Origin of the sequence: Paraburkholderia sp. EG304, assembly GCF_046543485.1 — a bacterium.
Lineage (GTDB): Bacteria > Pseudomonadota > Gammaproteobacteria > Burkholderiales > Burkholderiaceae > Paraburkholderia > Paraburkholderia youngii.
The window spans coordinates 1-3886 of record NZ_JBKGUA010000152.1 but is presented as its reverse complement, the minus strand read 5'-3'; the positions used below and the strand labels follow the sequence as shown (position 1 = coordinate 3886).

The 3886-nt window shown below is 58.1% G+C and carries 7 protein-coding genes; 4 read left to right on the top strand and 3 right to left on the bottom strand.

Translation table 11 applies throughout. The annotated features are described in order from the left end of the window. Both ACLFKU_RS42655 and ACLFKU_RS42650 read left to right on the top strand, forming a co-directional pair. Positions 1 to 184: hypothetical protein (locus ACLFKU_RS42655; RefSeq protein ID WP_410853247.1), on the top strand; the 184-nt coding region annotated here is incomplete at its 5' end. Positions 185 to 645: 461 nt separating this feature from the next. Continuing rightward, positions 646 to 1032 carry an H-NS family nucleoid-associated regulatory protein gene (locus ACLFKU_RS42650; RefSeq protein WP_410853246.1) on the top strand — a complete coding sequence of 129 codons (387 nt, stop codon included), beginning with the start codon at positions 646 to 648 and terminating at the stop codon, positions 1030 to 1032. A gap of 149 nt (positions 1033 to 1181) precedes the next feature. Here ACLFKU_RS42650 and ACLFKU_RS42645 read toward each other — a convergent pair whose 3' ends face one another. Together ACLFKU_RS42645 and ACLFKU_RS42640 are read right to left on the bottom strand one after the other, a co-directional pair. Then, positions 1182 to 1373: a hypothetical protein gene (locus ACLFKU_RS42645; protein WP_410853245.1), complete on the bottom strand. Its 192-nt coding sequence runs from the start codon at positions 1371 to 1373 to the stop codon at positions 1182 to 1184. A 264-nt stretch (positions 1374 to 1637) separates the two neighbouring features. Continuing rightward, positions 1638 to 2117 carry a hypothetical protein gene (locus ACLFKU_RS42640; RefSeq protein ID WP_410853244.1) on the bottom strand — a complete coding sequence of 160 codons (480 nt, stop codon included), beginning with the start codon at positions 2115 to 2117 and terminating at the stop codon, positions 1638 to 1640. Between the two features lie 403 nt (positions 2118 to 2520). Here ACLFKU_RS42640 and ACLFKU_RS42635 point away from each other — a divergent pair, with 403 nt between their 5' ends. Further along, positions 2521 to 2958 (top strand): hypothetical protein, encoded by a 438-nt coding sequence (locus ACLFKU_RS42635; protein ID WP_410853243.1) that lies wholly within the window; start codon positions 2521 to 2523, stop codon positions 2956 to 2958. A 65-nt stretch (positions 2959 to 3023) separates the two neighbouring features. Here ACLFKU_RS42635 and ACLFKU_RS42630 read toward each other — a convergent pair whose 3' ends face one another. Further along, positions 3024 to 3215, bottom strand: coding sequence for a hypothetical protein (locus ACLFKU_RS42630; protein WP_410853242.1), 192 nt, complete (start codon positions 3213 to 3215; stop codon positions 3024 to 3026). Between the two features lie 182 nt (positions 3216 to 3397). Between ACLFKU_RS42630 and ACLFKU_RS42625 the strand changes: the two genes are divergently transcribed. Continuing rightward, positions 3398 to 3763 carry a hypothetical protein gene (locus tag ACLFKU_RS42625; RefSeq protein ID WP_410853241.1) on the top strand — a complete coding sequence of 122 codons (366 nt, stop codon included), beginning with the start codon at positions 3398 to 3400 and terminating at the stop codon, positions 3761 to 3763. Positions 3764 to 3886: the final 123 nt, after the last annotated feature.

Here is a 3886-nt window from a genome sequence, read left to right as displayed (position 1 = left end):
GATCGATGAGCTGCTCTGGAATCGCGGGCAGCTCAGGCGGGGGCGCAGACCCTGCTTTTGGTTTGCTTGGCATACATGCTCCTTTGGGTACATGTTATGCCTTGAACACAAAATTTCTGACAGGCTCACCGTCCGTCTGAAGGTACGTCCGCTGAAGAAACTCAAGGCTGCTGCAGCAGCCTGAGGAGAATGCTCAGACGCAACTAAGCCCGCTTTCAGCGGGCTTTTTTTGATTCTTTGGTCGCGGGTATCGAAGCCGACCACATCCTCAGCGTAAATGAAGCGATTGACCCAGGAGACACTGACGTACCTGGCGCTTGGGGGAGAACTTTCCTTCGTTTCGAGTTATGCGTTATTTGAGCAATCGCTGAATTCGGAACTCGTTCGCACTCGCAATTCGAATATGCCGAATATCCGTCAGCCAGGCCAACCATGTCTGAAGCACATTTGCTCGCGAGCAGATGTAATGTGAATTGTTGTATTCGCTGGGCAATATGGCATAGTGCGAATTACAACCTTATCCAAAGGAATACAAACCATGGCTACGCTGGAATCAGTTCAGGCAAAAATCGCAAAGGTTAAGGCGCAGGCATCAACATTGGCGGCAAGAGATTCCTCCGGGGTGATCGGGAAGACCGGAGTCTGATGGAACACCATTCCCTGACCATCGCCGATATCGAAGCATCTGTGGGTAAACGTCGTGGTGGCAAAACCAGCGCAACGCTGCCGGCGAAGGCATCGGCTGCAAAGTACGCTGACCCAAAGACGGGAGCGACCTCGACAGGGCACGGTCGAGCGCCGGCCTGGATAGCTAATGCCAGGGACCGCAGCAGGTTCCTCATTACGGGAAATACGGCGAAGTCATCGGCGACTGCGCAGAAACTACCAAAAGCCGGGAATTACGTCCGAGGCCCGCAGCCTCCGATGTATCGGGACCCCAAAACGGGAGCGACGTGGAGCGGTCGTGGTCGGGCACCCGCGTGGATTGCCAGCGCAAAGGACCGGACGAAGTTCCTGATCGCCGCAGCCTAGAAGCGCTCGGCTACTCCAAAGGCGAGCGCCGATAAAGCAACGCTTTCGCGCAAGACAGCTGCGAAGAAAGTCGCAGGCAGGAAGGCGACAGCAGTGAAGCCGACGGCTAAAAAGGCGTCCGCGGAAAATGCGTCTGCGCGGGGCGTTGCCTAAAGAATCCTGAGGTTACGGATCTTTCCAATTGTCGGCGATCGCTCGGCGATCAGATTGGCTATGTACTCAGGTAACAAGGCGCGCGGAACGTTGGCTGGAACATCGCTCACGACTTGTGAAGGGACCCGAACAATGAACTCGTTCGGGGACGACGCAAGGCTGTGTTCGTAGCTGACGCGCATTTCCATAATTTGTCGTTAGAGCGACGTGTTGAACGACGCCTTCAGTGTCTGCAGGGGCTGGATGTCGATTGCTTCGAAGCCAGTGTAACGTGGTGTGCCTGTGGAAAACTCTATCAACCGTAGCGGATCCAGTTGTGTGCGGTGCCGCGCATTGCCAGGAAAGCGAAGTTTGACGATCACCCGTCTCATCCGCATCCGTGTTTGTGCACTGGCGGGAGTTAAACGCATGGGCCGGCCGTTGCTGGTTCCCGGCGAACGAGAGACGAAAGATTACGGTGCGATCTGGAGATGGTTATCGGCGGCGCGGGCCAGGTCCGCTGCCCGATGAACAAGTCTGTCCAGGTGGTCACTCGCCCGCACTACGATCTCCATACGGGTGACGCAGAGTTGGCGGTCGTACTCGTTGATCACGGCAGTGAGGTCATCGGTAAGCCCTTCGGGAAAATTCCACGTCCCGGTGTTGTCAGCGTCGACGACGATATCTTCCAGACCACGCTTAACGCTTTCGAGGACATTGATATCAAGCTTTCCGTATCCTGCCCGGGCGATAAAGCTCGCGATAACCGTGATCTGCAAGACCAGGTTAATGAGGGATCGGTTCACCTCGCCACTGCGTAAACGCTCAAGTGCGATCCGTGCGCGCAGAACCAGATCAGAAGCCTCCTTTCGCGGCATAGGAAGTGACAGTGCCCTGGAATGGGCTGCCGCCGACGGTTGATGCAATGAACGATGTTTTTTGTTGTTGGGCATGTTCGGGAGATCCGCCGATTCATTTGAGACGGGATGTTGGGATGAATCTCCCCTGATCAAGGGGGACCGCCGAATTTGTCCTCCCTTGATTGCGCTGCCGCCTGGGACGCGATGGTCCCAGCAGCGTTAGCTGGCAGCGACATGGATCGCAAAAGTGCGAGACTCGAGGGGCCAGGCTGTCTGATCTCAGGAGGCCCGGCGACGGCACACATCGGGGCACCGCAATGGTGGTCTTAATAAGGGCTGGATCGCGGGCTGTCGTTCGGAAACGGGCTACCCGGGAGTCGAGACGCCATGTCCTTTACTTCCAGAGTTTTCACGGCTGATGGTCCGTGCTGCGAAGGTGCTCGATCGTACTGGAGCGCGGACCCCGGAAGCGATTCGCAAGATCGTGGCGAGCTCAATGCAGGCCGATATCGGTCAGCTTCCTGCCAAAAAGCAGCAGAGGTTCGCACAGTCGATCGCGCTGTTCGCACAAGGCTTCGACGATGCGCTGACGGCCGTCGTCGCGGACGCGGCGGGCGAGCCGACGCCTGCTACGAAGTCCGGAATGGGCGCCGGCCGCCGTGCGCCCGCACAACCTGCTCGCTCGGCGCTGCATCGCAGGGCCGGGCGCGATGCAGGCCCGTCCTCAACTGAAGCCGACATGTTCGCGGAGGCGATGGCCGCTCGCGCGAAGCTCGCAAAGGAAGGCTCGTTGCTCGAGCCTGCGGAATTCATGCGACGTGCGGGGGTCACCCGTCCGGCAATCAACCAGCGGCTGAAGACGGGATCGCTGTTCACAGTGGACGGTCCGAACGGAGTCAGCTATTACCCGGCCTTAATGAGATGGTCAGCCTGACCCGAAACAGCCCGATCGCCTTAGAGGTCCGGCCGGGATTCGCTAAAAATCCGCCACATCTCGGCCTAAGCTGCTGATTTGACTGCGAAAGCGATGGTCGGATCGAGCAGTGGAACGGGGCATTGCAAATCCGGCAGATAGTCTCCGAGCCGGTTGACATGCCCTCGCCAGTACTGCAGCGACGTCTTGAAAATATTAGCGTCGACCAGATACCAGTTCTCGTGAGCTTCTTTTGGCTTGCGTGACATCCGCAGCACGTTGCACAGGATCCTTCACTTTTCGTTTCGCTTCGGCAACGGCTGGCCGGGCACGAGTATCTGGCGAGCGCGATATCGACGTACATGCAGGACGAGGAATGTTCGCCGCCCGCAGCGGCGATGAAGGCGCGCGAGCGCTGGCAGTTGCGTCTCGCGCTATCGATTGACCCGGAGGAAACCTGATGTACCTACATTCGCGCGCGCAATACTCGTATAGCGTCGAACCGCCCTTTATCTGCATCATCGATCACAACGATGGCGCGCGCTCCGTAACCAATGACGCCGAGCGCGTCATCGCCGACCTGGTCGCCGATGGCTTTCGCGTTGATGAGTACGTCATCATCTATCAGGACAGCGAGGGCGTATGGGATCGCATGCTGACCGCAGACGGCGCCTTCCTCTGCTTTGAGTCTGTCTGCGAGTTAAAGAGCAGGCGAAGCGCGTCATCAATGGCGAGGCGCCGTATAGCCCGTCAATCTGAGGGGCGGCAGTGGTCTGTTTCTCGGAGCCCGGCGGCCCCGATATCAAAAGGGCCTGGGCGGTATTAGCAGGCTGTTGAAATACCTCCCGCGCACGTCATCCGCGCGGGAGGGGTAAACGTTGAAACAAAGAACCGGACAACACTGAGACTGAAGCGATGCGCGGAGCGGACGGCTATACCGAGTCGATGT

Excerpts from the sequence above, each read along its gene's own strand:
- ACLFKU_RS42650 (WP_410853246.1), top strand. The coding sequence starts at position 646 with ATGGAACACCATTCCCTGACCATCGCCGATATCGAAGCATCTGTGGGT.
- ACLFKU_RS42625 (WP_410853241.1), top strand. The coding sequence starts at position 3,398 with ATGTACCTACATTCGCGCGCGCAATACTCGTATAGCGTCGAACCGCCC.
- ACLFKU_RS42640 (WP_410853244.1), bottom strand. The coding sequence starts at position 2,117 with ATGCCCAACAACAAAAAACATCGTTCATTGCATCAACCGTCGGCGGCA.
- ACLFKU_RS42645 (WP_410853245.1), bottom strand. The coding sequence starts at position 1,373 with ATGGAAATGCGCGTCAGCTACGAACACAGCCTTGCGTCGTCCCCGAAC.
- ACLFKU_RS42635 (WP_410853243.1), top strand. The coding sequence starts at position 2,521 with ATGCAGGCCGATATCGGTCAGCTTCCTGCCAAAAAGCAGCAGAGGTTC.